Below are 26399 nucleotides of genomic sequence, written 5' to 3'. Positions count from 1 at the left end.
AAGTTCCAACTCTCAAAAAAGTGTTGCAATACAGGTTGAATATGATCTATCTGGCTTCCCAGTCCCCGCGTCGAGCTGAGCTGTTACGGCAAATTGGTGTTTCCTTTCATAAACTGGTCTGTGCAATTGATGAAACCCCTTTTTCCGGTGAGGCTCCCGCTGATTATGTGCTTCGAATGGCCCGGGAAAAAGCCACGGCAGGCTGGCAGGAATTATTAGCCAGGGGTTATCCCGAAATGCCGTTGTTGGCTGCCGATACAACGGTGGTTTGTAACGATCAAATTCTTGGCAAACCGCTGAATTCAGACGATGCTCGTCGTATGCTAGCCATGCTGTCCGGAAATATTCATCAGGTTATGACCGCTGTTGCTATCACGAACGGTAGAGAGCTTCAGGCTGAGTTGTCAGTCACGGATGTGGTTTTTAATGACCTGTCTGATCAGTTAATTAATCATTATATTGCCTCCGGAGAGCCCGCTGATAAAGCCGGTGCCTACGGTATCCAGGGTTATGGTGCGGTGTTGGTTGCCAGTATCTCTGGCAGCTATTCAGGGGTAGTAGGGTTGCCGCTTATGGAGACATCACGGCTGCTGACACGTTTTAATGTGCCATTTTGGGAAGCGTGCTGATCTGTGGATTTTACGGGACTACGAATAAGGTAAGGTGTCTCACTCAAGAGACCTGTATTTCCCTGCTGGGCACAGGTATTGCTCAGTTCTTCCATGGTGTTCAACCGTGTCCGAAATAAAACTATTTTTTTATTTGGATCAACTATCGGGATTTTTCCTTTGGAAAGCACCTTCAGGATAGCGTTTCTTTAGATAATCCGGCGCCCTTTCCCCGGGGATAACTTAATCACACTCTAAAAGCATCATGGAACGGTTTTTGGTATAAAGTTTGTCAGGAAGCAAAAACTGAATGCAAATTACTGGTATGATCGATCTTCTTTGCTTCTACCAGTAGGGCAGCTGTTCTCAGACAGCCTCCAATGGAATGGTGGAAAGTGTATTGACCTGTGGTGCCTGAGGTGGCTCTGTAACTGATCTGCAGTAGCGGTATAAAGAGGTACCACAGGTCAATGCATTAAAGGAATTGAGGGACTGGGATGAGTGAAGAAATTCTCATGAATATCACGCCCATGGAATCACGAGTGGCTCTGGTTGAAAATGGGGTACTTCAGGAGATCTATGTAGAGCGTGCCCGAAGTCGCGGAATTGTTGGCAATATATACAAAGGAAAAGTGGTTCGTGTGTTGCCGGGAATGCAGGCCGCTTTTGTTGATATCGGTCTTGAGCGGGCGGCATTTATTCATGCCAGTGAAATTACCCCAAGGCAGGACGGCCGTCATGAAAAAAACAGTGAAGAGACACAGGAACGTCCCATTTATGAGCTGGTATATGAAGGCCAGTCCCTGGTTGTTCAGGTAACGAAAGATCCTCTGGGCACCAAAGGTGCTCGCCTGACCACCCATATCTCCATCCCGGCCCGTTACCTGGTCCATATGCCAAAAAACAACCATGTGGGTATCTCGCTTCGCATCGAAGATGTTGAGGAGCGGGATCGTCTGCGGCAGTTGGTTGAGTCCTGTCTTGGCGGCGATGGTTCATCTGCCGATTCCGGAGCCGGTGGGTTTATCCTGAGGACCGCTGCAGAAGGTATCGGGGAAGATGAGGTGCGTGCAGATATTCTGTTCCTACGCAGACTTTGGGAAACCATCGAAGAAAATATCAGGGAAAGTAAGGCGCCGGCCAATGTATATGAAGACTTGCCACTTCATTTGAGAACCATGCGCGATCTGGTCAATCCCAACATTGAAAAGATCCGCATTGATTCCCGGGAAACCTTTGAAAAAGTGTCCAAATTCGTTAAGAAGCTGGTACCTGAGATTGATGGCCGGGTTGAATATTACCCCGGTGAACGCCCGATTTTTGATCTGTTTGGTGTTGAGGATGAGATCAACAAGGCGCTTGGCCGTAAAGTTCAACTTAAGTCCGGTGGCTATCTGATTATTGATCAGACCGAAGCGATGACCACCATCGATGTCAACACCGGTGCATTTGTTGGTCATCGTAATCTTGAAGAGACTATCTTTAAAACGAACCTCGAAGCGGCCGTTGCCATTGCCCGCCAGCTCCGTTTACGGAATCTGGGAGGGATTATCATTATCGACTTTATTGATATGGAAGATCCGGAGCATCAGCGGCAGGTCCAGCGTGCTTTTGATAAGGCGATGGAACAGGATCATGCCAAGACCAATTTTACCGGAGTCAGTGAGCTGGGCCTGGTAGAAATGACCCGCAAGCGAACCCGTGAGTCACTGGAGAATGTTCTGTGTGAACCCTGCCCTACCTGTGAAGGTCGTGGCATGCTGAAAACGGCAGAGACGGTCTGCTATGAGATTTTTCGGGAAATCCTTCGTGCTGTTCGGGCATACGACGGTGACAGTTACATGGTGCTGGCATCTGAGGCCGTGATAGACCGCCTGCTGGATGAGGAGTCCAATAATGTTGCTGATCTGGAAGAGTTTATCCAGAAGCCTATTCGTTTTCAGGTAGAGCCGATCTATACCCAGGAACAGTTTGATGTTGTTCTGGTTTAATCGGTTTTTTTGCTGCTTATGTCGATGCAGTTTTTCATTTGATCATGAGAAACTGCATTGCCATTTTCGATATGCCATTCATTTTGCAACAACCTTTTCCGGAACGGGTATTTCATTGATCATCACGTTGGTTGTGCTTCGGTTCTATTATGAACTGGCTACTGTTTTGTCAGGGCGGGAATACGGTTGTTGAAGCGGATTGTAAGCAGCCTCAAGCGGAGAGCTCCGTGCATTCAGGGTAGCAATGGTAAAAAAGTACCATCTGGCAGTTTCTGTCTGTTGAATCGGTTGATGAAATGGAGTTGGCGGCTTCTGCTTACCGGGTTAATCCTTCTGGTCATTCTGATGGGGCTCGGGCGGCTGATGTTCAGTGCCTTACCGGTTCTGCAGCCTGAACTTTCCCGTGTTCTCAGCGATCAACTGAATGCTGACCTGCAAATTGAGTCCATGTCGGCCAAATGGAATGGTGGCGAGCCATGGTTATCCCTGCGGGGGTTGACGCTTAAAGGTAAAGATGCCGATGTGACCGGGTTCAGTATCACACAACTGGATATGGAGCTGAGCCTGAGGGGGTCATTATTGCACTGGACGCCAGTATTTTCCTCGTTGGAAATCCATGGTGTGAATGTTGACCTGGTTCAGGGAGATGGTGCCCAGTGGGCACTGGCCGGTATTCAGCAGGTGGCCGGGTCATCATTACCGGCAACTGAATATCGCAAGGGGGCTGCACTGGAATGGCTGGCCCTGCAAAAGATGGTCGATATTCGTAACATCCGCCTGAATATGCAAAAAGCCAATGGAGAGAGCAGCGATATTAATGGCCAGCAATTGACCGTCGTGACGGATGGCGGCCATAAAGACCTCTCAGCCCGTCTTGAGGTTGGCACTGGCTATCTTGAAATTGATGGATCCGGAGTTGTTAGCCGTGGTCAGTTTTCCCAGTGGCAGGGAGCAGCCGTAGCCAGTGAGCTGAATGCCGAGCAACTCTGTGCCCTGTGGTCTGGCTGTTATGATGCTGTGCAGACAGCCGAGATACAATTGGATACCCGTTGGCGTTATGACCGTGGGTTTTGGCAGGTGGAGGGAGAGGTTGCTTCTCCCGATGTGACGTATCTGGATAACGCTGGCGCATTGAACCATCTTTCCGGGCAGACCCGGTTGTTTATCCAGGGCGAGCAGAACTTCCGTTGGCAAGTCTGGCTGAATGGACTCAAGCTGAAAAACCGCTTGCATAATGGGATAACCTATCAATGGGAAAATAGCTGGTATCTGACCGGTGGTCATACCGAAGGCTCTATTGAAGGCTCTACTGAAGAGTATACGGTAACCGTGGCTACCGAAAACCTCGATCTGGATCAGTTTAAACGGTGGTTACTGGATACGGATGCACTCCCGGAGTCGGTAGCTGATCTGGTTAATACCTTGAACCCCATTGGCCAGCTGCATGACCTGGCCATCCGATTTTACCCATCCCGCAAACCGTTTGATTTCGACTTGACTGCCCGGCTTGACAATGTGTCTGTGGATGCCTGGCAAGGGGCGCCTTCAGGGGGTAATGTCAGTGGCCAGTTAAGGATGAACCTTCTGCGGGGTTATTTTGATCTGGATACCCGGAATTTCCAGCTGGGTTTTCCCAAACTGTTCCGGGAAACCTGGACATTTGATACTGCCAAGGCACGCCTTTACTGGGACGTAATCGATGACTTTTATATTTTGAAGTCGGATGACCTTGCCCTGACCGGGCCTGAAGGTGACCTGAAAGGCAAGCTGAGGCTCGATATCCCATTGCAATGGCATGAAGGTGATACCCTCGACATGGCATTGACGGTTGGGATGAGCAATGGTGATGCCCGATATACGGGTAAGTACCTGCCAGCCTTTATGCCGATGGACAGCGACCTGGTTCACTGGCTGGACACCGCTATTCGCAAAGCGGATATTTCGGCGGGTGGGTTTTTGTATAACGGTGCTCTTGTTGGTAATGAGGAAGGCGACATTGGTCCCCGGGATTCCCGCTGGGGACTGTTTTTTGATATCCACAATGGCGAGCTGGACTATGCACCTGACTGGCCGGCGATTACCAGCCTGGCCGGGCAGGTTTATGTTAACGACGACCGGGTGGAAGTCCTTGGGCAAAGCGCAGAGTCAGCGGGTGGCAAGCTGGATGATATTGTGGCGCAAGTACCGCTGGAAGGGGAGTCAATACTCAGGATCAGTAGTCACCTGAATGCCAGTGGCGGGACTCTGAAGCACTTTCTTACCCGGACACCCATTAATGGCTGGATGAAGGGTGAAGCAAAACAATGGACGTTACAGGGGGCGTTGGATGCCGGACTTCATTTGACACTTCCGCTTGATGATCTGGATCGTTCTGAAGTGGATATCCGTGGGGCTGTGCAATCGTTTACGTTCGCGATTCCCAAGGTGGGGGTTGCAGTAAACGGCATTGCCGGTGACCTCTCATACAGCACTGACCGTGGGCTTGTTGCACGACAGTTATCGGGTCAACTGTTTGGTCAACCGGCTCATTTTCGGATACGTTCGACGGTGCAGAATCAACAACCCGTTGCCACCAATATTGACTGGTCAGGCCGAATCTCTGTGACTTCACTGCAGGACTGGCTGAAGCTGGATTGGCTCAGTTTACTCGAGGGGGAAACGGATTATCGCGCCAGTTTATCTCTGGACCTGTTGGAAAATAACACGGAGCTCAGGGTGGGCAGCGAACTGCTCGGCATGGACATTGAGCTGCCAGCGCCCCTCGGTAAAGCAGCGGATACACCGTTACCAATGGAGCTTTCTCTGCAGATAAAAGAAACCCACGAACTACTGCGGGTGACGCTGGCAAAAGTGGGGCGGCTGGACATGAGAATGACACCAGCCTTTGCCCCTGAGTCTGGCCGGATTTCGCTGGGGTTTGATGCTTCCCGCCCGGAGACATTCTCTGCTGTGTGGCCTTCAGGAAATCAGTTTGTCGTGACCGGTACTTTACCGGCGCTTGATCTTGGTCCATGGCAGGCGCGCTTTGAAGGGCAGCCCGGTAAGCCAGGTGAGCGGCAGTTGGCCTCACGCATAGAACTTGACAATGTTCGTTTCGGTTCTCTGAAGTATGGGGATTATATCTGGCCGGATATCGCTATTTCTCTTCAGCAGGCTGTTCGGAAGCAGGGGGCAGCGTCTGACAGAAAAGGGATGGAGCTGGTGGTTGATGGGCGGACACTGAAAGGTAATCTATGGATTCCTGAGCGACGAACGGCGCCATGGGCGCTGAATATTGACCATGCCCATCTGCCAGAGCCTGCTGCTGAAGCATCTTCTAAACACCGTCGTTTAGACGTTGAAGACAGTCTGGCGGATATCAATCCGGCAACGTTGCCTAATGTTGATGTGAACATCAATCATATTCAGGTTGGTAGCCGACCCCCGGGCAGCATCGGTTTTAAACTTCGTCATGCGCCCGATGGCGTCAAAATCGATCATATAACCGGTGAGCTGTCGGGTATGTCGTTACATGGTCTGGCAGACTGGGTGCAGGTGGACACAGAGCAGCGTAGCTGGGTTCAGGGAGAGCTTAAGGGAACGGGAATCAGCGAGTTGCAGGCAGCCCTGGGTTTTTCCGGTTTCCTGGAGGCCAGGGAAAGCCGTTTTGATGCCAGTCTGAACTGGGATGGAACGCCGCTTTGTGGTTCGATTGCAACGATGAAAGGCCGGATTGATTTGCTGCTGAAGAAGGGGCGGTTACGCAAAGTCGATCATGGTTCGTCGGAAGCGCTCAAGTTATTGGGTGTTTTTAATACAGAAGCGCTGGCGAGAAGAATGAAACTGGACTTTTCAGATCTCTACTCATCAGGTATCAGTTTTGATCAAATCAAGGGCAGCCTGAACTTTAACCGGGGACTGATTACGTTCAATTCGCCAATGGTGATTGAAGGGCCTTCTTCCGACTTCAAGCTGGATGGCACTATTGATACCAACACCGAACAGCTGGATCTGAGTCTGGTGGTTACCCTGCCTGTGTCATCCAATCTGCCGATTCTCAGCGTGCTATTGGGAACCGCTCCTCAGGTGGCGGGCATTATTTATATAGCGGATAAGCTGGTGGGCAAACAGGTGGATCAACTGGCCAGCATTCGTTATCGCATTCAGGGCTCATTTGATGATCCGAAAATGACGCTGGACAAGCTGTTTGCCAATAAGCCCAGAAAAACTCGGGGTTAATCAGGTTTATTTGAGGAACTATTTTTAAACACCTTGGTCTTAATAAAGTGAAACAAAAAATTAAGAATGGAGTTTGAAAAAGAGCAATGGATGGTATTCATAATATCGTACCCAGAAATACTCCCTTGATCGCTTGTGAGCCCGGGTTTCCCAGTCAGGATGGGCCTCAGTGCAAGGTGTACGCATTGGCTGTAGTTCACCATATCTTGTGTGCCTGTGGAGAATTCCCACTTTATAAAAATGGTAATGACAAAGTCATTAGTGCCCGAAAAGTAGCAAAATCCTGTGGTTCTCAGGTCGGGGAAATTACCTCCCCCAAATTGTTGGAGACTGTTGCCAGTCAGATGGGGTTGGTGGCTCAGACCATGCCGTTTACTGACTTTTCCTCCATGGTTTCGTTAGTCAGGAAAGCCTTTGATGCAAAATGCTCCGTTATTTTTTTTGTTCAAATGGACAAAAATGACGCCTTTCAACCGGGTTCTGATAACTGTGACGAACAATGGCTTGAGCATGCCCTGCTTGCATCCGGTTGGAGTCCCTTTACCAATAGAATGCTAGGCACATCGTCAGGAAGCCAGGCAGGGCATCTGGATAACGATGTGTTGAGTGTTCTTTGCTTTAATGAGGAGGGGCAGCAGGTAATATTTCAACTTAAACAGATTTTTGAAAGTTCCTGCCGGGTTGCCAAACAAAGGAAAAAAGAGCGTTTTTTCAAGCACCATTCTGTAACCAGTGAAGGTATGATGGCGGCGGGTGAAAACAAGTCACAGTTAACTGTTTGCGAGCATAAAAAATGCCGGTGGCACGATTACGATCAATGGAATCAGCCTTTACTTGAGCGCAAGGCTGCTATGTCTCCCCGGTTTCAAACTTATAATCCGGATTTATTATTCCAGAACATTCAGGCAAAAAAAATTCCCTCTATAACGGCAAGAGAGTCCAGTGCTGAGAATCACAGTTTCCACAAAAAATTGGTGATTGTTCGTCTCGGCAGTTAGGCAACCTCCCCGGAAGGCATCTGAACTTTACTCTACCGTGGCAAATATCAGCGTCCTGACTGGTTTATGCAAGCCAGTGAATCCACTGCCCCCTGACCGCTATGGACTCCACCTTCAGAGGCTGTGGCAGGTTTGCTGCGAATCAGATAACCGGCATATCCCATATCACTGGTCAGGGAGTGGCCATCCAGATGCAGCGTGAACATGCCGATCTCACTGATCAGATTATCCACCGGGGTTGCTTCTCCGTCACGAACCACCAGCGCCTCACGGGTACGGTGTCGTGGGTACAGACGACGCATCAGTGACCAGGCCGAATAAGCCTCGGGTTGCAGGCTGTTCAGGCGTGGCAGGATACCATGGCCAAAAACACAGTGTCCGCCACCTTCCCCCTGGTTTTTGAGTACCCAGTCGTTCGGGTTCTGTTTGGTGAACCAGAGGGCGGACTGATCATCCACCGGTCGCATCTCTCCCAGGAATGGTTTTATCCGGTGTGCCTCTTCCAGGGTCAGGCCAAACCGGCTGAGTTGCTCTTCGTTCATGGCAGAGAGCAGCATTTGCACCCGCTTACTGGAGGCCAGCTGCTGGCTGACAGTAGCATTCACTGCAACCCTGTGTTGCTCTATCAGAGTACGGACCTTGCCCAGTTCGGAGCAGCAGCGGACATCATCCAGGTCATGGGCAACATAATCGTCGTGTTGATAACCCGCTCGCAGGTAGATGGCATCGACACCACCAAGTCCTTCCAGTAGCAAGCGATCTTCATCCCCGGAAGAGAGCTGGTCATAGAGCTGACGGAATGTACGACGAACGGTTTTTACCCCCTCTTTTTGGATGGCTTCTTCCAGCAAGTGTTGGTCATAGACGTTGTCTTCATCAGGCTGCACCACCATTAGAAACAGCGGCTGGCCCTGTTCAGTGGATTGTGAACGTACCATCGTTGCAGCACCGGCAATACCTTTGGCCAGGTTTTCGACACCATGGTTTGGCATCAGTTCAAGCTCATCCGCCTCAGACCAGTATTGAAAAGCCGCAGGCCACTGGTACTGCAGATAATGATGCAGCTCATGGGCCCGTTGGCCAAAAGGTCCCATACCGGCGGCGATGCCATTAAACTCGATGAGTTTCGGGCCAAACTCGGCATCATCCATAAAGTCGGTGCGCATCAGCAGCATGGGAAGACGTCTGGCGGGTGCAGCACTGTTGTGGATGCTCTGATGAAGTTCCAGAAGGCTGGCAAAAAAGGCGTCACCGCTGCACAGCGGTTCAATAGCCTCGATGAGAAACTCATGATCTTCTGAGACTCCGTGAATCAGTTTGCCCATCAGCGGCACAATGGATTTCAGCAGTTCAAAGCGTTCGCGTCGGATCAGGGTGGGGGCAAAACTGAAGGCACAGTGCCGGGCAGAATCTTTTGTGGTTGTAACTATTCAGCACTGAGCAAAGGCATATTACAGTAATTCCGAACAGCTCTATGAAGTGATTGATATATGTCCATTCCCTGTTTTCTGGCAGACGACAAATAGCTGCGAATCCGTGCAAACATAGAACCACCGTCTGCACTCCTGAAGCAGCCTGAGATTTTCTGCTTTAACTTGGCCATTCGAACATCCCGTTCACTGCCATTGTTATCGAAGGGAATGGTAAAATCTGACATGAAGCGCAGTGTCTCAGCCTTGAACTCAGTGAGTCGTTTGAAGAGATTGTAAGCTTTAGTATTCTTGACTTTCTTGCGCTTAAGCTCCTCTCGTTGCTTCTCCATATAGACGACTTCTTTCATTAGAGCCCGCTGAAGCAACCGGTCATAAATCTTCTCGATTCGTTCACAGACAACACTTGGCATCTGTAGCATACCTATGGTCTTAAAGCCCTTGCAGTAATGCCAGGAAAGCCTCAGTAGCTTCATCAATCGCAACGCCAGTTGATTGCTGTCCCTATCAACAACACCCAAAAGCTCCCTCAGGTGATGGGCATTGCAAAGTACGTGAGTTGCCGCATATGCAAAATAGGATTTCCAATGATCATGAACCAGAACGCCTGCAAATGTTAGCAGTATGCCCATCGTGTCCATGGCCTCACGACCTCGCTTTTCAGACAAGTAGTAGAGCGTCCATTGTTCATCCCGCATAACGTGTAGCCAGTGCAAAGAGCCCTCGGCCCGCATACCCGTTTCATCGGCTCCGGCAACAGACGATTCCCGCAAGGCGTCACGAATAACCTCTTCAGTAGAAGCCAGATTTTCATAGGTTCTGGCCACAAAATTGGCGACAGTGCCTGCACTTACACTCATTTGTAACTGTTCAGCACCCCCACATAAATCTGGAATTTTCTGATTTTTATACCATCCTCTTAAGCACCATTTTTCCACAATATTCGCCAGCATGATTCCAGAACTACCCGCAACTATGTCGGCTGAGATTCTCTTGAAAGAGAATGCAGAGCTGCGGATGAGAGTTGCCTGTCTGGAAGAGCGATGTCGAGAATTGGAAGAAAAGGTTGGCAAGAACAGTCAAAACAGCAGCAAGCCGCCATCGTCTGATGGTTATCAAAAACCTTGTAAAAACAGTAATTCTCCAGATCATTCTGACGACCTTTCCGCAGATAAAGGTACCGATCCATCGGATGAAAAACCCAATCCTAAAAGTCTGAGACAGTCTTCTGGTAATAAAGCCGGTGGAAAGAAAGGGCATCAGGGCACTTGTCTTAAACAGGTCGATATCCCTGACTATATTGAGTACCTTCCGGTTAAAGAATGCAATAAATGTCAGGCGTCTCTTCTTGATAGTGAGCCGGTCAAATATATTGAACGACAGGTGTTTGAACCAGGGAGACCGGGTGAATTTGAAGTAACGGCCCATAGAGCTGAAGTAAAAATCTGCACTTGTGGTTGTCGGAATCAGGCTGAATTCCCGGAAGGTGTTACCGCTGCCGCACAATATGGCTCAGCCACACAGGCTATGGCCGTCTATCTTAACCAATACCATTTCCTGCCTTTTAAGCGCGTGTCAGAGTATTTTAATACTCTCTATAAAATGAGTGTAACTATTCAGCACTGAGCAAAGGCATATTACAGTAATTCCGAACAGCTCTATGAAGTGATTGATATATGTCCATTCCCTGTTTTCTGGCAGACGACAAATAGCTGCGAATCCGTGCAAACATAGAACCACCGTCTGCACTCCTGAAGCAGCCTGAGATTTTCTGCTTTAACTTGGCCATTCGAACATCCCGCTCACTGCCATTGTTATCGAAGGGAATGGTAAAATCTGACATGAAGCGCAGTGTCTCAGCCTTGAACTCAGTGAGTCGTTTGAAGAGATTGTAAGCTTTAGTATTCTTGACTTTCTTGCGCTTAAGCTCCTCTCGTTGCTTCTCCATATAGACGACTTCTTTCATTAGAGCCCGCTGAAGCAACCGGTCATAAATCTTCTCGATTCGTTCACAGACAACACTTGGCATCTGTAGCATACCTATGGTCTTAAAGCCCTTGCAGTAATGCCAGGAAAGCCTCAGTAGCTTCATCAATCGCAACGCCAGTTGATTGCTGTCCCTATCAACAACACCCAAAAGCTCCCTCAGGTGATGGGCATTGCAAAGTACGTGAGTTGCCGCATATGCAAAATAGGATTTCCAATGATCATGAACCAGAACGCCTGCAAATGTTAGCAGTATGCCCATCGTGTCCATGGCCTCACGACCTCGCTTTTCAGACAAGTAGTAGAGCGTCCATTGTTCATCCCGCATAACGTGTAGCCAGTGCAAAGAGCCCTCGGCCCGCATACCCGTTTCATCGGCTCCGGCAACAGACGATTCCCGCAAGGCGTCACGAATAACCTCTTCAGTAGAAGCCAGATTTTCATAGGTTCTGGCCACAAAATTGGCGACAGTGCCTGCACTTACACTCATTTTATAGAGAGTATTAAAATACTCTGACACGCGCTTAAAAGGCAGGAAATGGTATTGGTTAAGATAGACGGCCATAGCCTGTGTGGCTGAGCCATATTGTGCGGCAGCGGTAACACCTTCCGGGAATTCAGCCTGATTCCGACAACCACAAGTGCAGATTTTTACTTCAGCTCTATGGGCCGTTACTTCAAATTCACCCGGTCTCCCTGGTTCAAACACCTGTCGTTCAATATATTTGACCGGCTCACTATCAAGAAGAGACGCCTGACATTTATTGCATTCTTTAACCGGAAGGTACTCAATATAGTCAGGGATATCGACCTGTTTAAGACAAGTGCCCTGATGCCCTTTCTTTCCACCGGCTTTATTACCAGAAGACTGTCTCAGACTTTTAGGATTGGGTTTTTCATCCGATGGATCGGTACCTTTATCTGCGGAAAGGTCGTCAGAATGATCTGGAGAATTACTGTTTTTACAAGGTTTTTGATAACCATCAGACGATGGCGGCTTGCTGCTGTTTTGACTGTTCTTGCCAACCTTTTCTTCCAATTCTCGACATCGCTCTTCCAGACAGGCAACTCTCATCCGCAGCTCTGCATTCTCTTTCAAGAGAATCTCAGCCGACATAGTTGCGGGTAGTTCTGGAATCATGCTGGCGAATATTGTGGAAAAATGGTGCTTAAGAGGATGGTATAAAAATCAGAAAATTCCAGATTTATGTGGGGGTGCTGAACAGTTACGATAAATCAATGGTACTTTTACCGGAAAAATGGATCGATTTAACAGGTCTGGAATCAGCACAAATAATAGAACCTATCGATCTTCGTGAATCGATTCTTGACCAGGTGCGTCTGGCATTATCGACACAGATAGGTTTACCAAAATCTGTAGAGGAGAGGTTGAAGGAGGTGGAAGTCTCGCAGCAAATGTTCAATAAATCGTTGCAGAACCTCTGGTGTAGTCATTGCCTGAGATGATTGCCCGTTGGCACCGTTTACTGGTGATGTCTCGACATAGCTCAAGGGAATGGCGCGGGGTGAGGAACTTTCCAGCAAATACACAGTCACAAAGGAACGTTACGAGAGCAAAAGTTTATGAAATGAATGACTCTTTGGCTGAGATGGCCCTTGCGGCTGCCACATACAACTACGTGAAGGTCAACGCCCTACTGGACAACGGTGACCACCCTGACCTTCCATGGTTTGGTTGCTCTGCCCTTAACTTTGCTGCTCAGAATGATGATGCCAAGATGGTCAATACACTGCTGGCTGCCGGGGCTGACCCCGATGGGACTTCACTCATGGTGGGCAAAACTCCGTTGCTTCTGGCCGTTGCCTTCCACAACACCGGAATGATGAACAGCCTGCTGGCCAACGGAGCCCAGCCCAATATCCCTGACATATTTGGTACAACCCCACTGAAATATGCGGCTGCCCAGGGCTATCATGGCATCCTCAAGACCCTGCTGGACTTTGGTGCCCGACCCAGTCAGTCTGATCTGGCGGTCGCAGGTGCCAAGGGCCACCTTGATATCCTCAATACCCTGACCAACCATATCCCTCCACCGCAGCAACCCAGCTCCCTGCTGGGCTTGTGCCGGGCCAGCATCCGTCACCGACTGGTCGAGCTTCTGACTGAGCGGAGGCAACCTCTGAAGTCGGCAGTTGAGTCGTTACCGCTACCTGACTCGATTAAGTCGTATGTGTACCACCCGCTGTCTCTGTAGATCAGGCTGAGCTGCCGGGAACTTCCCTGTTGGTTTAGTTAGTTCTCGTCCAAAAACGCATCAGGCAATCATAATTAGATTGTACGTTCGTTTTGATATTTCCTGAAATTCCAGAGAGCCGCAAAAACTCTTCCCTTTTTTTCTCTAATCTGGGACGGATATTGGAGAAAAACGCGAAAAGCAGGCAGAAAACATCCTCCCACCATGCTGGAAAGGTACTTTCATGTAGCGTGGAGGTGGCTATCAGGATGGTGCCGGGTGTCTGGCCAGAATCACCAGGTTGTAACAGACCACCGATAACCAGCAATGAGAATCAAAACGCTCAGAACCCTTGCAGTGGCAACGTGATAGCCCAAAACATCTCTTTAGCCACGAAATTCCCGCTTCAATACCTGCCCGGAAGCGAAAGAGCGTTTTATACACATACTGACTTTTAGTCATCTCTTCGACTTCAAGTCCGCGCTTCTTATTAAAAGCTACATCGCTGATTCCCATGGCCTTGGCTTTTTCCAAATTAGCGCGACACGCGTATCCGCCGTCACCGCTTGTCTGGCGAGGTACACGACCATAAATTTCTTTTTGTCTTTCCATCATCGGAATGAATTGGTCCGAATCCGCTGGGTTACCTTCCTCAATAACCAGGTCCAGGATCAATCGACTTTTTCCCTGAACCAGGTTCAGTTTATGGCCATACTGTACTTGCCGCCTGTCTTTTACGATGATATCCGTATGGGGTTCATACAGGCTAACCACTTTTTCCTGGGCTGGCACCTTTTCACCCTTAAAGACCCTGCGCTCTGTCTGGGAGACTATTGCATCCACCAGGGGTAACAGGTGATCCACATCGGCCTGCCACTTGTCGGCATCATCAGCCAGGAGACACTGCCCCTGCTGACGGGCGTTTGCTAGCGTGACAGTAGCTTCGATAAGTACCTTCCGGGATTTTCGGGTCAACTGCAGCAGTTTTTTATAATGCTGATGCCGCTCTTCTTTGCCAGCGTAGATGCATTTTCTGGCCGCATCTTTTACGGCTCGGTTGTGATGGGTATATTCATAAAGCGGTGTCGCTGTCAGTGTTTGTCCCCGTTCCAGCAGCCGACAAATTTCTTTAACGGAACTGGCTAAAAGATCACTGTCGCAAGGAGGTTTGATATCCGATTCGGTGACTGTGCTGTCAATAGCCACAGTGCGCCCTTTTTCAATACCCTGATCTTTAGCGGTCATTAGCTGACAGTTATTAATCCGTTCCCATGTAGATGCAGTAAGAAGGCTGATGAGCCCATGCAAACTGGAGCGACTGGGGCGCTGGTTTGGTTCGAGGCGACAAAAGTCTCGAAAGAGCATGGAGTCCATCAAAACAAACGACAAGTAGTCATAATCACAATTCAAATACTGTTTCAGGAGTGCCGCACGAAGAACGGATTCTGCTGATAGTCCGTTCCGCCCAGTGTTCTGTTTATCACCAGAACTTAAGTCCTCATAAATCCAGTCATTGAACTGTGGATGGGCGTCAAGCCATTGCGAGATACCGGAAAGCTGGGAGCAGATTTCATGAGGTACGTAATGGAGTTCCATACTACACTGCGGGTTGCGTTTTTTGCGCATTTGGAGTCCTCTGTTTTTGGCAATCCCTTATGTTTCTTGCTCTTGGGAAGTTTAGTCGCCAGATAGCAGTAGGGCTCCACTTAATTTTTCAGGATAAAATCTACAGTTTTCAATTGGTTGTGTTTTTGGACGAGAACTAGTTAGTTCTCGTCCAAAAACTCTGCAGCCTATGCGTGCCAAGGCTTAGAGGGAAAAAATCAAGTTTTGTTTTGACGCCTTTTTCAACCAGTTTTCGGGGGCTACAGCGGAGTTGATGTGATTTTCCTGTAAATTCAGAGCACGTCAAATCTCTGTAGGCTACGTGGCCCAAGGGCTATAGTTTTTGGATGGGAACTAGTTAAGGTTATTGCCGGTTTTGCATCCTTATTCCATTGTGTCAGCTGCCTGCACGCGGAAGAACACTGCATAAAACAGTGGAATAACCACCAGGGTTAGAATGGTGGCAAACAGCAGGCCAAACATAATGGTCACCGCCATGCTCTTGAAGAACGGGTCAACCAGCAACGGAGCTACGCCCAGTATGGTGGTCAGAGCACCCAGCAACACCGGACGGGCACGGCTGAGGGCGGCATCAATAATGGCATGATAGGCCGGTTTGCCTCCCCTGATTTCCACATCCGCCTGGTCCACCAGGACAATCGCATTCTTCACCATCATGCCAATCAGACTTAAAAAGCCCAGTATCGCCATAAATTCGAAAGGCGTCTGGAAGACTACCAGTCCGATGGTGACGCCCACCAGGGCTAACGGTGCGGTCAGCCAGATGACCAGAGGCTGGCGCAGCGCATTGAACATAAAGATGACCGACAGGATCATGGCGGCAAAACCATAAGGCGCTGAAATCACCAGTCCTTCATTGGCGTCATTTGAAGCCTTGTATTCACCATACCAGATCAGCTCATAGCCGGGAGGTAATTCAATCGCTTCTATTTTACTGCGGATATTGCTGAATGCATCCGCGGTAAAGACACCGGGTGCCGGGTCTGCCTGCACAAGAATGGTGGGCACACGGTCGATACGACGTAAGATCGCATCCTGATAAACGACATCGATCGACTCTATCAACTGACTTACCGGAATAAAGCGCTGTGCCGTCGGGCTGAACACTTCGGTATTTTCGATGGCCCGTTGATGGTTGCGTTCGCTCTCCGGAGAGCGGACCGCGATAGGGATCAGTTCATCACCCTCCCGGTATACCCCGACGTTTCGTCCAGTCAGTGTCTGGACAATGGCCTGATTGATCTCCGGTGTGGTCAGGCCATAACGTTGAGCCTCTTCAGCAGCATATACAGGGCGGAGGACAGGTACCTGTTGACGCCAGTCGTCCTGAACGGCAATCAGGTTGTTATCGTTGAGCATGATCGCCTTGGCCTGCTCAGCCAGCTGACGCAACACCTGACTGTCCGGACCTTTGAAACCGGCTTCGATTTTCTTGCCCCCACCGCGGCCCAGCATAAATTTCCAGACTTTTATGGAGGCGTCAGGGTACCTGGCGTCCAGCTCTGTTTGCAGTTCACTCAATAGCGGCGCAATTCGGGTGTAATCATCAATATCAATCAGCAGCTGACCATAGCTTGGATTTCGTGCTTCTGGCGAATAGGTCAGCATAAAGCGCAGCCCTCCGCCACCGATAAAGCTGGTGATATTGGTGATGCCTTCTTTCGCTTTTACATCCTGCTCGATTTTGGCAACCATTGCCTCGGTACGGGTGATATCAGAACCCTGTGGCAGGTAGACGTCCACAACAAACTGTGGGCGCTGTGAGTCAGGCATAAAGCCGGGAGGTACAAACTGAACACCCCATATAGCTGCCGCTAATGTGCCCAGCAGCAGTGCTGAACTTACCAGACGATGTTTCAGTACCCATACCAGCAGGGCTTTATAGGCCGTAACCATGCGCCCGGGCTTCTGGTCGGCTGTGTTGGCTTTTACTTTCAGGAAGTCATGACAGAGCATTGGGGTAACCGTGACCGCAAATACCCAGCTGAGGAACATGGAGTACAGTATTACCCAGAACAGTGAGCCTGCGTACTCCCCCATATCCGACGGTGACAGACCAATCGCGCTGAAGGCACAGATGCCCACTACGGTTCCGCCCAGCAGTGGCCACTGGGTAGACTTGACGATCTCTGACGCCAGTGCACCGCGGTCTTCCTGAGGGTTTTGCTGCAGCCGTACCAGGATGCCGTCAGTAACCACGATGGCGTTATCCACCAGCATACCCAGCGCGATAATCAGGGCACCCAGTGAGATACGCTGCATGGCGATATCTTCAATCAGCATGATGCACAGCGTACCGGCGACGGTAAGCAGCAGTACAAAACCGATAATGATGCCGGAACGGACACCCATAAACAGCAGCAGGACCACGAAAACGATGGCAACCGCAGCGATCAGGTTATCGATAAAGTTGGCCACTGAGTCACGCACTGAATCGGATTGCATGGAAATTATATGCAGTTCCATACCCAGTGGTCGCTGGTTTTCCAGTTCGGCAATTCGTGCCTTGACTGCATCGCCCATATCCACCACATTGCCACCGGTGACATTGGAGATACCAAACCCGATGGCCCGTTCACCGTTATAGCGCATCAGCATGGATGCCGGTTCCTGGTATCCGCGGATAATATCGGCAATGTCTCCCAGACGGAGTACGGTGTTGTTGTCACCAACGCCCACCTGCAGATTTTTCAGATCAGCAAATGAGTTAACGCCGGGGGCGGGAATGACCGGAATGCGCATGGCGTCAGTTTCAATACTGCCGGCAACGGCAACCAGGTTCTGTTTTTGCAATACCTGGAAGACATTCTCCGCAGACAGACCATACTCGGCCATCCGTTCACTGGATATTTCGATGAAAATCGTTTCCTGCTGTTCCGCCAGCGTGGCTGTTTTGGCAACGCCGGGTACCAGCACCAGCTCACGACGCAGGGTGTCTACGTAATCCTGCAGTTGCCGGTCACTGAACCCTTCACCGGTGACGGCAAAGAAGAGGGCGTATACATCTGAGAAATCATCGTTAACGATGGATGGGCCGGCACCGGGCGGGAGCTGTCGTTGAACGTCACTGATTTTTCGGCGAAGTTTGTCCCAGACCTGCTGTAAATCCGCAGCGCTTTTGGCAAATTCCAGCTGCATTTCAACGGTCACTTCGGACATGCCCTGTTTGGAGACGGACTTGACTTCCTTCAACTCCTGCAGGGATTGAACCGCACCTTCGATAAGATCCGTTACCTCATCAGATACTTCCTGGGCAGTGGCGCCGTTATAAGGCGTATTAATAACCGCCTGGCGAATAACGAATTCCGGGTCTTCGAAGCGACCCAGTTTCAGGTAACTGATATAACCGCCGATCAGGGTCAGGGCGATAATCACCCAGACACTGGTGCGTTTTGCGATGGTATAACGTGCGATATCCATGCATCAGGCTCCAGTGCTTTTCCGGGTGGCTTTTCCAGCGGCGCTATCGGTATAGGGGCGAACCTCCATACCCTCTTTAAGGCTGGAAACACCGGCGATGATCACCTGTTCACCCGTTGTCAGGTGTTGTTTAATCACGATGCGGTTTTTGTTCAGGTTTCCTACTTCGACAAAACGCTTTTCCACTTTATTGTCACTGCCAACTACCCAGACAAACTGGTTACCCTGGTTGTCGGGAACCACCGCTGTCAGCGGGATGGTGATGGTTGCCAGAGCGTCCTCCCCCCGGGCGCTGGATGCTGTGACTTTGACGGCCATGCCCGGAAGCACGCGGAAGCCCTTAAGGTCATCAAATCCCAGTACCACCGGGTAAGTCTGGGATACCGGGTCCGCTTCTGTTGCCCAGGTGCGAAAAACCAGTGGGAATAACTGACCGGGTATGGCAGACAATTCAGCATTGGCTGTTGCCTGATTCTGTCCGGAGAGCATCACTTGATAGGGGAGCTGGATCACCACTTCCAGGTCACTCAGGTCATGGAGCACAAGCACCGGACTGTTGGCCTGAATCTGGATATGGTTGTCCACCAGCTTACGGCCGATGATGCCGTCAAAAGGTGCTCTCAGTTCGGTGTACTCAAACTGTCGTTTTGCTTCTTCAACCTGGTTTTTAGCCAGATTGTATCGAGTGGTGATGGCATCCAGGTCACTTCTGGAAATCGCCCGGCTTTTCTCAAAAATTGCCTTGGCACGGGTATAGTCATCCTCTGCACTTTGCCGCTCAAGTTCGGCGGACTCAAGGGCTGTTTTGGCATCCCGGGCATCCAGTCTGGCCAGCAGGTCCCCCTGTTTGACGTGATCACCCTCTTTTACACGGATCTCTGTCAGCAACCCTCCCACGCGGAAGGCAAGATTGGCTCGTTCAGCGGAACGGACTACGCCGTTAAAGCTGAGTTCATCACTGACATTGCTGCTTACTATTTCTGTCAGGGCCGGTTGGATAAGGACAGTTTTGGTTTGAGTAACGTCTTCTTTACCACACCCGCCAAGCAGGAGTGATGCCAGTGCAATACCAGCGGCCAGTCTGGTGACTTTTATTGATGCCAACATAAATGATCTGTCTCTAAAAAATACTAATCCGATGTGATCAGGGAGAAGAAGGATTTCTGTAAGTCCTTTCTGAGAGGTCAGTTGCTCAAAAGTAAACTTGTGAGTTTATTTTATGCTTGCGCTCATAAAATGTAAACTCTATAGTGTACTTTGTGTGCAAGGCGAGGCGAAAAAAAAGGAGAGAAGGCAGTGACACGCTCTGAGCAAAAACATCGGGCAATCATCGAAGCGGCCAAAGAAGAGTTTATCCAATACGGTTTCCTTGCTGCCAATATGGATAGGATCTGCACGGTAGCCGGGGTTTCCAAGCGCACACTTTATCGTCACTTTGAAAGTAAGGAGCTGTTGTTTGAGTCAGTGCTGACTATTATCCAGGCGTCAGCGTATGAGGCGGTGCGATATCCCCTTGATCCAGAACTCAGCCTTCATGCCCAGTTGACATCCATTAGCTTTAAAGAAGCCGACATCCTCTATCAAACCTATGGTATTCCACTGGCACGCACCATCGTGATGGAGTTTCTCCGCCAACCTGACATGGCACAAAATCTCATCAATACGCTGTACAGCACCAAAGCCGTGACCCAGTGGTTCAGGGAGGCCATGGAAGCTGGTAAGTTGAACGAAACCGATCTCAGCGTGATAACCAATATCTATCTCAGTCTTTTTCAGGGAATGTTATTCTGGCCACAGGTTGTCGGGGGAGAACCGGTGCCTGAAGGGGAAGCGCTGGAGGCGAAAATTGAGATTGTTGTTTCAACGGTGTTAGGTGCCTGTAAAAAGCTATGAATTCCTTTTTAGAAATTTCAAACTACCCTTGAGTTATCCCGCTCTCAGGGAGTACGCTTGCAATAAGAATAAATCAGTGTGACGCTCAGGAGGCTGACACACACTGCTGACAAAAGTGGTGAAAAATCTATGACCGATATTATTTCAACAGCCCGTGACCAACTGCTGACCCCGGCCAATATCGGCGACAGCGAACTCAGCCGGATTCTGGATACCATTCTGGGTCACCATGTGGATGCTGCAGACCTCTATTTTCAATCCATGCGCCATGAGTCCTGGGTGCTGGAAGATGGCATCGTCAAGGAAGGCAGTTTTAATGTCGACAGTGGTGTGGGTGTTCGCGCCATGAGTGGCGAGAAGACCGGTTTTGCCTACTCCAACGAAATTATTCTCCCGGCACTGGAACAGGCTGCCGGAGCAGCCCGGAGTATTGCCCGGGCAGGCCAGCAGAAGCAGGTTAAGGCATGGCAGCGCAGCCAGCCACTCTCCCTCTATGGAACTGCCAATCCCCTGGACTCCTTAACCAGTGAAGATAAGGTTGACCTGCTGAAAAAACTGGACCAGGAAGCCCGCAAGGCAGACCCAGGCATTAAGCAGGTGACAGTGAGTCTGTCCGGTGTGCATGAGGTGGTGCTGGTTGCTGCCTCCGATGGCACGTTGGCGGCTGATATTCGTCCGCTGGTTCGTCTGAATGTCAGTGTCATCGCTGAAAAGGAAGGACGTATTGAGCGCGGATCTGCCGGTGGTGGTGGTCGGGGTGACTACCTTCAGTTCCTGCTGAACGATACCGGCCTGGAATACGCCCGAAAGGCGGTTCGTCAGGCCATGACCAATCTTGAAGCGGTTGCGGCTCCGGCAGGCACCATGCCGGTGGTATTAAGCGCTGGCTGGTCTGGTGTGCTTCTGCACGAAGCGGTAGGTCATGGACTGGAAGGTGACTTTAACCGTAAAGGCTCGTCCGCCTATGCTGGCCGGATTGGTGAACGGGTTGCTTCGCCGCACTGCACCATTGTTGATGACGGTACGCTGGGTGGTCGTCGTGGCTCCATGAATATGGATGATGAGGGCGTGCCCACAGAGAGTACCGTTTTGATTGAGAACGGTATTCTCAAAGGCTATATGCAGGATAAACTGAACGCTCGTTTAATGGGCGTTGCACCCACCGGAAATGGACGTCGTGAGTCGTATTCTCATCTACCCATGCCAAGAATGACCAATACCTATATGCTCGCTGGCAAACATGACCCTGAGGAGATCATCAGTACCGTTAAAAAAGGCATCTATGTGGAAAATATGGGTGGTGGCCAGGTGGATATCACCTCCGGTAAGTTTGTCTTCTCTACCAGTGAGGCCTGGTTGATCGAAAATGGCAAGAAGACGGTGCCAGTCAAGGGGGCAACCCTGATTGGTAACGGCCCTGATGTGATGAACAAGGTATCCATGGTCGGTAACGACCTGGAACTCGATCCTGGTGTGGGTGTCTGTGGTAAAGATGGCCAGTCTGTTCCCGTGGGCGTAGGTCAGCCGACATTGAAGATTGATGAAATTACCGTGGGTGGTACGGCTTAATACTTTCTGCCGGTCTAACTTTCATCCATTGCTACGGAAGACTGTGGAAGCGAGGTGGAATCGCTTCCAGTCAACTCATTCCTGCGTTGGAAAAAAATGACACCGTCAATGATGGCGGCATTAATACCCCGTTCATCATTGGGCAGTTTGAATGAACTGTCCAGATAGAGAACGTCTTTTGCACTGCGTGTTCTTGCCCTGTCGATCAGTTGACCTTCATCAAGGCTGACAACTCCGTGTGTTTTTTGCTGGCAGGCTGGCGTGTGTGCTCTTACCGCAGGGTCATGAATGGTCATTTCATCATTGCCATTACATCCTGCCAGTGTCACCCAATGCCCGGATTTTCGTGTGTATTCACCGGCCTTCTCATCGTAAACGTAAAATCCGATGTTAAGCCAGGCGCCGTCTGATCTCCGGATATTTTCGAATATTAGCTGTTGACTTGGCGGCTGTTTGGACTGTATGTGGTTGAATGATGATTTGGGACAAGCATACTCAGCGCGCCAGCCATAGTAGCGGATCTCTGGCACCTGCTGATCCATTTTTTCCATAAACGAACGCACACCGGCCATCAGTTCTATAGGCCCGGTGCCGTATTCAACCTCCTCATCAATACCACACTCTTCAGCCAGTCCAATGACCAGGGCATGCTGATCTTCAGGGCTGGTCATTCCCAGCAATGGTGCCAGTGTATTGGCAATCGCGGTAGGGCCACAGATATGTTTGGACTGGAAGTTGTTCCCGTCAGTATTGATGTCATTTTGACAGAGATTGGCAGGCAGGCTGGGAAAGTTTACCGTCGTTTTCGCTGATCTAAGGGTGATGGGGGTTTCAGGGCATACTGTATTGTCAGTTTTACGGACAATGTGGTTATTGCTTTTACTGCCAACCACTCCTGAACTGGCCTTTTCCGGAGTAAAATCCGGTTTTGTGTAAGATCCGTCAGTGACGTTTAAACTATTCATTAACAGCACTCCCTTCAGATTGTAGAGATCCATTTGGTACTTAAATTATCTGACCCGACAATCACTCAATAGTTCCCTTCACCTCCCAGAGGCCATGAAATACTCACCGTTTTAGTCAAAGCCTTTTTAGTCAAAAACGGTGGGTATTTCGCAGTTGTTCTTGTGTTCAAGTAATAGCCGGATATCTTCCGGTAATGTTCTTCCTCTGGAAAGCTCTGGCAGATTATCAACATCAAAAAAGCCGATATCTGAAATTTCAATATTCTCTTTAGGGGCTCCCCCTGTCAGCTCGCAGAGAAAAATCAGTTTGTAAATATGGTATGGGCTTTGTGGGCAGTATGGATGACGCCGGGCATCCCGAAGTGCCACCAGTTTTAAGGCTTTAGCAGTATATCCGGACTCTTCCATGACTTCGCGCTCAACGCCGTAGGCGGGGGGCTCACCAACATCTCCCCAGCCGCCGGGCAGAGCCCAGCCACCATCAGAACGCTCTTTGACCAGCAGGATTTTATCATCAAGGAATACGCCGCCACGAAGGTCGATCTTTGGAGTGGCATAGCCGTGGTCAGGGAGAAAATAATGATCAACTCTCTCGGTGGGAGCTCCGGTCAGCAGTGCCGTCATTTCGTGGGCAATCGCCTGCAACTGATGGTATCGCTCAAGATCGAATTCACCCCCGGAGAAGGCGAGTCCGTTCTGGGCAATGGCTCGAATCTTTTCTGTCCAGCCGATCCATGGATTTTTATCCTGGTCATCTATATCAGGTTTATCAATCATCTCTGGTTCCATCTTTCAGTTATATTCATTTGATGTTCCTTTACTGGTGTTGCTCTGTTTTGTTTTGTCATCAGGCCCTAACAGAATAGCCACATTTCGCCAGCGTTTTGAAGATTCCATCATGATCTTGATAAACATGGTGAGTGGCACAGAGAGAATCATTCCTACCGGTCCCAACAGCCAGCCCCAGAAAATCAACGACAGAAAAACAACGAGGGGCGAGAGCCCAAGCCCATGTCCCATCACGTTGGGTTCAATCACATTACCAATAGTGACGTTGATTGCCATATAGCCGGCCATCATCATCAGGGCATCGGCATAGCCAAACTGCAGAAGGGTCAGTAATACGCCGGGGATCGCCGCAACAATGGAGCCAACATTGGGGATGAAGTTGAACATAAAAGCTACCAGCCCCCAAAGCACATAAAAGTGCACCCCTTTCGCCCAGAGCATGACGCCAACCAGAATACCGGTGACCATACTGATCAGGGTTTTCAGGGCCACATAGCGGTTAAAAGACCGGAGAAAGCGGCGAATGCTTTGTAATTCATGGTCCGGGGATGAGAGTGCTATGCGCAGTTTTCCCGGCAGCAGGGGAGCTTCCAGCAGCATAAAGATGGTGGCGATTAAAATTAGCAGGGCAAAGCTCATGGTACTGCCGAGTTTGCCAATCATGTTGGTCAGCAGGCTGACCAGTGCCGAAGGGTCAAAAGAATCCATCAGCGTTTTCAGGTCAATATGGATATTTTTCTGTGCCAGGTAGATCTGTGCGCTTTTAAACGTTTCTGTCAGCTGTTCACGTTAGCCTGGCAGTGCGGCGGTGAACTCCTGAACTGTGCTGGCAACATTGCTCAGGAAAAACAGGGCAAAGATGACAAAGGCCGTTAATGTGCAGACAATCCCGATAATTCGCGGAATCCTGAACCGCGCCAGAAAATCAACCACAGGATTGGCCAGCAAGGCAAGCAGTGCTGAAAGCAGCAGGGGAATGACCAGTGTGCTGCCCAGCTTGATGCCCGTCATGATGATAATCAGTGCTGCCAGCCCCTGAACAATATGACGGACATGTGTCGTTTTGATGCCCCGCATCCAATTAACCTCGATGGAAAGAAGAAAAAATGTCGGCCAGAAGCGTGGATTTCATCATAGATAACCTGAGGCTGCCATGGATATAAATGCTATTTATTAATGACTGTTCAGCCAAGATATCGTTTTTTCAGGTGCTGTTGGAAATAACTGGCCGATAATGGCTCTCCGGTCGCTCTGGTCAGTAGTTCGGCTGTGGAATACTGTCGTCCCTGTGACCAGATGTTGCTTTTCAGCCAGTCAAAAATGGGTGAAAGATGGCCATGTTGAATCAGCTCTTCAATATCAGGCATTGCTTTTTTCTGCGCGGCAAACAGCTGTGCTGCAACCATGGCACCGAGCGTGTAGCTTGGGAAATAACCGAACGAACCCATCGGCCAGTGAATATCCTGCATGCAGCCATTCCTGTGATCACCCGCTACATCCAGACCCAGGTAGTCTTGCATTTTCTGCTGCCATAGCTCGGGAATATCATCTACCTCAATGTTTCCCTCAACCAGGTCACGCTCGATTTCATAGCGCAGAATAATATGAGCCGGGTAGGTGATCTCATCAGCATCAACCCGGATAAAGCCGGGGCGAACCCGGGTGTAGATTTTTTCCAGATTCGCCAGGGCCATGGCGGGCTGTGACGTGCCATTGCAGAGGTGTTTGACGATCAACGGCTGTATCAATGACAGGAATGGTGCACTGCGGCCCAGCTGCATTTCAAAGAACAGGCTCTGCCCTTCATGGATTCCCATGGAGCGATAAAAGGCAATGGGAAGTTCACGGTTCTGCTCTGGCAGATTTTGCTGATAGCGGGCATGGCCGGTCTCATGGATGATCCCCATCAGTGCTTCAACGAAATTACTGTCTTTATAGCGGGTGGTCAGCCGGGTATCTTCGCTGACACCACCACAAAAGGGATGAGTGCTGACATCCAGCCGGCCATGGTCAAAATCAAAGCCAAGCAGTTGCATCACATCCACTCCCAGTGCTTTTTGTTTTTCTGTCGGGAAGGGGCCTTCAGGCTCAATGATGCTGACTGACGACTGGTGGTCCAGGGCATCCTGTATATAGTCTGGCAACCAGGTTTTCAGGTCACCAAAGAGCTGATCAAGCTCTTGGGTGAAGACTCCGGGTTCATATAGTTGCAAAAGGGCATTGTAAGGAGAGATATTACTTTTTTCCGCCCGAACCGTCGCTTCCTGACGACAGAGGTTAACCACTTCTTTCAGGTTTTTGGAGAAACCCTGCCAGTCATTCTCGGGGCGCTGGCTCGGGGCGCTGGCTACGCCAGGCATGTTCGCAGTGGGTGGAGGCAATGGTTTTGGCTTTCACCAGGTCATCAGGCATGGCACTGGCATGGCGCCATTCAACCGCCATCTCTGCAATGGAGCGGATGGTATCCGGGTTGGTTTCCAGACTCTGTGCTTCCTGCAGCCAGGATTCCACTTCAGGTGCCGTCAGCAACTTATGTACCAGGGTGTTCAATTCGGCCAGTGCGGCACCACGGGCCTGATTTCCTCCGGCAGGCATCATGGCAGCCTGGTCCCAGCCAGCGATCGCTCCGAGATGCTGAAGGTGATACATCTGCCGGAATCGGTTAACCAGGTTTTCGTAAGCACTATTCATAGAACCACCAGAGGCAATTG

At 50.1% G+C, this 26399-nt stretch carries 19 protein-coding genes and 1 pseudogene; 9 read left to right on the top strand and 11 right to left on the bottom strand.

Features of this window, described 5'->3' with window-relative positions; genetic code table 11:
• Window positions 1-41: 41 nt before the first annotated feature.
• From MJO57_RS23550 to MJO57_RS23535, 4 genes are all read left to right on the top strand, one after another.
• Window positions 42-629: a nucleoside triphosphate pyrophosphatase gene (locus MJO57_RS23550; protein WP_305881895.1), complete on the top strand. Its 588-nt coding sequence runs from the start codon at window positions 42-44 to the stop codon at window positions 627-629.
• A 476-nt stretch (window positions 630-1105) separates the two neighbouring features.
• Window positions 1106-2599 (top strand): ribonuclease G, encoded by a 1494-nt coding sequence (rng, locus tag MJO57_RS23545; protein ID WP_252019177.1) that lies wholly within the window; start codon window positions 1106-1108, stop codon window positions 2597-2599.
• 291 nt (window positions 2600-2890) lie between these two features.
• Complete coding sequence (locus MJO57_RS23540; RefSeq protein WP_256493370.1) at window positions 2891-6817, top strand: YhdP family protein; 3927 nt, start codon at window positions 2891-2893, stop codon at window positions 6815-6817.
• 206 nt (window positions 6818-7023) lie between these two features.
• A complete protein-coding gene (locus MJO57_RS23535; protein ID WP_252019173.1) occupies window positions 7024-7815 on the top strand; it encodes a hypothetical protein in 792 nt (263 codons plus the stop codon).
• A gap of 47 nt (window positions 7816-7862) precedes the next feature.
• On the opposite strand, the gene MJO57_RS23530 is transcribed toward MJO57_RS23535, so the two are convergent.
• Together MJO57_RS23530 and MJO57_RS23525 are read right to left on the bottom strand one after the other, a co-directional pair.
• Entirely contained in the window at window positions 7863-9245 is a 1383-nt protein-coding gene (locus MJO57_RS23530) for a glutathione synthetase (RefSeq protein WP_256493369.1), read from the bottom strand.
• Complete coding sequence (locus MJO57_RS23525; protein ID WP_252019171.1) at window positions 9242-10198, bottom strand: IS66 family transposase; 957 nt, start codon at window positions 10196-10198, stop codon at window positions 9242-9244. Before MJO57_RS23525 ends, MJO57_RS23530 begins: the two co-directional genes overlap by 4 nt.
• Here MJO57_RS23525 and MJO57_RS23520 point away from each other — a divergent pair.
• Window positions 10197-10871, top strand: coding sequence for a DUF6444 domain-containing protein (locus MJO57_RS23520; protein ID WP_252018052.1), 675 nt, complete (start codon window positions 10197-10199; stop codon window positions 10869-10871). The genes MJO57_RS23525 and MJO57_RS23520 overlap by 2 nt on opposite strands.
• Here MJO57_RS23520 and MJO57_RS23515 read toward each other — a convergent pair.
• Complete coding sequence (locus tag MJO57_RS23515; protein WP_252017330.1) at window positions 10858-12372, bottom strand: IS66 family transposase; 1515 nt, start codon at window positions 12370-12372, stop codon at window positions 10858-10860. The genes MJO57_RS23520 and MJO57_RS23515 overlap by 14 nt on opposite strands.
• Before the next feature lie 74 nt (window positions 12373-12446).
• Between MJO57_RS23515 and MJO57_RS23510 the strand changes: the two genes are divergently transcribed.
• Window positions 12447-12698 (top strand): hypothetical protein, encoded by a 252-nt coding sequence (locus tag MJO57_RS23510; RefSeq protein WP_252019169.1) that lies wholly within the window; start codon window positions 12447-12449, stop codon window positions 12696-12698.
• A gap of 122 nt (window positions 12699-12820) precedes the next feature.
• Complete coding sequence (locus MJO57_RS23505; protein ID WP_252019168.1) at window positions 12821-13447, top strand: ankyrin repeat domain-containing protein; 627 nt, start codon at window positions 12821-12823, stop codon at window positions 13445-13447.
• A 243-nt stretch (window positions 13448-13690) separates the two neighbouring features.
• On the opposite strand, the gene MJO57_RS23500 is transcribed toward MJO57_RS23505, so the two are convergent.
• The 3 genes from MJO57_RS23500 to MJO57_RS23490 all read right to left on the bottom strand — a co-directional run bounded on the left by MJO57_RS23500 (window position 13691) and on the right by MJO57_RS23490 (window position 19579).
• On the bottom strand, window positions 13691-15052 hold the full coding sequence (locus MJO57_RS23500) for an ISNCY family transposase (protein ID WP_252017318.1): 1362 nt from the start codon (window positions 15050-15052) through the stop codon (window positions 13691-13693).
• 363 nt (window positions 15053-15415) lie between these two features.
• Window positions 15416-18472 (bottom strand): efflux RND transporter permease subunit, encoded by a 3057-nt coding sequence (locus MJO57_RS23495; RefSeq protein ID WP_252019166.1) that lies wholly within the window; start codon window positions 18470-18472, stop codon window positions 15416-15418.
• A gap of 3 nt (window positions 18473-18475) precedes the next feature.
• On the bottom strand, window positions 18476-19579 hold the full coding sequence (locus MJO57_RS23490; RefSeq protein WP_252019164.1) for an efflux RND transporter periplasmic adaptor subunit: 1104 nt from the start codon (window positions 19577-19579) through the stop codon (window positions 18476-18478).
• A gap of 189 nt (window positions 19580-19768) precedes the next feature.
• Here MJO57_RS23490 and MJO57_RS23485 point away from each other — a divergent pair, with 189 nt between their 5' ends.
• The gene (locus MJO57_RS23485; protein WP_252019163.1) at window positions 19769-20365 is read left to right on the top strand and encodes a TetR/AcrR family transcriptional regulator; all 597 of its coding nucleotides are present in this window, start codon (window positions 19769-19771) and stop codon (window positions 20363-20365) included.
• Window positions 20366-20494: 129 nt separating this feature from the next.
• Window positions 20495-21934 carry a metalloprotease TldD gene (tldD, locus tag MJO57_RS23480; protein WP_252019162.1) on the top strand — a complete coding sequence of 480 codons (1440 nt, stop codon included), beginning with the start codon at window positions 20495-20497 and terminating at the stop codon, window positions 21932-21934.
• A gap of 14 nt (window positions 21935-21948) precedes the next feature.
• On the opposite strand, the gene MJO57_RS23475 is transcribed toward tldD, so the two are convergent.
• The 5 genes and pseudogenes from MJO57_RS23475 to MJO57_RS23455 form a co-directional block, all read right to left on the bottom strand.
• Entirely contained in the window at window positions 21949-22899 is a 951-nt protein-coding gene (locus tag MJO57_RS23475; protein WP_252019161.1) for a hypothetical protein, read from the bottom strand.
• A 126-nt stretch (window positions 22900-23025) separates the two neighbouring features.
• On the bottom strand, window positions 23026-23676 hold the full coding sequence (locus tag MJO57_RS23470; RefSeq protein WP_252019160.1) for an NUDIX hydrolase: 651 nt from the start codon (window positions 23674-23676) through the stop codon (window positions 23026-23028).
• A gap of 15 nt (window positions 23677-23691) precedes the next feature.
• A pseudogene (locus MJO57_RS23465) lies at window positions 23692-24765 on the bottom strand (AI-2E family transporter).
• A 107-nt stretch (window positions 24766-24872) separates the two neighbouring features.
• Window positions 24873-26069, bottom strand: a complete 1197-nt coding sequence (locus MJO57_RS23460) for a carboxypeptidase M32 (protein WP_252019159.1) — start codon at window positions 26067-26069, stop codon at window positions 24873-24875.
• Complete coding sequence (locus MJO57_RS23455) at window positions 26005-26379, bottom strand: hypothetical protein (protein WP_252019158.1); 375 nt, start codon at window positions 26377-26379, stop codon at window positions 26005-26007. Before MJO57_RS23455 ends, MJO57_RS23460 begins: the two co-directional genes overlap by 65 nt.
• Between the last annotated feature and the right edge of the window lie 20 nt (window positions 26380-26399).

It is taken from the genome of Endozoicomonas sp. SCSIO W0465 (assembly GCF_023716865.1).
GTDB lineage: Bacteria > Pseudomonadota > Gammaproteobacteria > Pseudomonadales > Endozoicomonadaceae > Endozoicomonas.
The sequence above is the reverse complement of the archived record's forward strand: the minus strand, read 5'-3'. Positions and strand labels throughout refer to the sequence as shown.

Coding starts and splice junctions, on each gene's coding strand:
- MJO57_RS23550 (WP_305881895.1), top strand. CDS start 42: ATGATCTATCTGGCTTCCCAGTCCCCGCGTCGAGCTGAGCTGTTACGG.
- rng (WP_252019177.1), top strand. CDS start 1,106: ATGAGTGAAGAAATTCTCATGAATATCACGCCCATGGAATCACGAGTG.
- MJO57_RS23540 (WP_256493370.1), top strand. CDS start 2,891: ATGAAATGGAGTTGGCGGCTTCTGCTTACCGGGTTAATCCTTCTGGTC.
- MJO57_RS23520 (WP_252018052.1), top strand. CDS start 10,197: ATGATTCCAGAACTACCCGCAACTATGTCGGCTGAGATTCTCTTGAAA.
- MJO57_RS23525 (WP_252019171.1), bottom strand. CDS start 10,198: ATGCTGGCGAATATTGTGGAAAAATGGTGCTTAAGAGGATGGTATAAA.
- MJO57_RS23515 (WP_252017330.1), bottom strand. CDS start 12,372: ATGATTCCAGAACTACCCGCAACTATGTCGGCTGAGATTCTCTTGAAA.
- MJO57_RS23505 (WP_252019168.1), top strand. CDS start 12,821: ATGAATGACTCTTTGGCTGAGATGGCCCTTGCGGCTGCCACATACAAC.
- MJO57_RS23500 (WP_252017318.1), bottom strand. CDS start 15,052: ATGCGCAAAAAACGCAACCCGCAGTGTAGTATGGAACTCCATTACGTA.
- MJO57_RS23495 (WP_252019166.1), bottom strand. CDS start 18,472: ATGGATATCGCACGTTATACCATCGCAAAACGCACCAGTGTCTGGGTG.
- MJO57_RS23490 (WP_252019164.1), bottom strand. CDS start 19,579: ATGTTGGCATCAATAAAAGTCACCAGACTGGCCGCTGGTATTGCACTG.
- tldD (WP_252019162.1), top strand. CDS start 20,495: ATGACCGATATTATTTCAACAGCCCGTGACCAACTGCTGACCCCGGCC.
- MJO57_RS23475 (WP_252019161.1), bottom strand. CDS start 22,899: ATGAATAGTTTAAACGTCACTGACGGATCTTACACAAAACCGGATTTT.
- MJO57_RS23470 (WP_252019160.1), bottom strand. CDS start 23,676: ATGATTGATAAACCTGATATAGATGACCAGGATAAAAATCCATGGATC.
- MJO57_RS23455 (WP_252019158.1), bottom strand. CDS start 26,379: ATGAATAGTGCTTACGAAAACCTGGTTAACCGATTCCGGCAGATGTAT.